Origin of the sequence: Pseudomonas sp. R19M, from assembly GCF_050312585.1 — a bacterium.
GTDB classification, from domain to species: domain Bacteria; phylum Pseudomonadota; class Gammaproteobacteria; order Pseudomonadales; family Pseudomonadaceae; genus Aquipseudomonas; species Aquipseudomonas palleroniana.
Genome location: NZ_JBNPJV010000130.1, coordinates 1 through 254, shown reverse-complemented (window position 1 = coordinate 254; position 254 = coordinate 1). Strand labels below are relative to the sequence as shown.

Genomic DNA, 254 nt, shown 5'->3' with positions numbered 1-254 from the left:
GTGATCTTGACGGTCTGGGTGCTCTTATCAATGAACACGTCATCGCTCGGCGCCGGGACGGTCACAGTACCGACGGTGTCACCGGCCTTGATGGTGATGGTCGACCCGTTATCCAGCTTCAGCGTGACATCGGTGCCGGCCTTGTTGCTCAAGGTCGCGGTGTACGTAATCTGACCGCCTTCATTAACTGCGCTTGGCGCGGTCAGGGTCACGGTGGTGGTGTCAGCAGTGCCCGGAGTATCGGTAACGGTGGT

Annotated in this window: 1 protein-coding gene; it reads right to left on the bottom strand. The window is 59.4% G+C overall.

Going from position 1 to position 254, the window contains the following annotated elements; all coding sequences use genetic code 11:
• Positions 1–254: immunoglobulin-like domain-containing protein (locus ACQRBT_RS28345; protein WP_427851707.1), on the bottom strand; the 254-nt coding region annotated here is incomplete at both ends.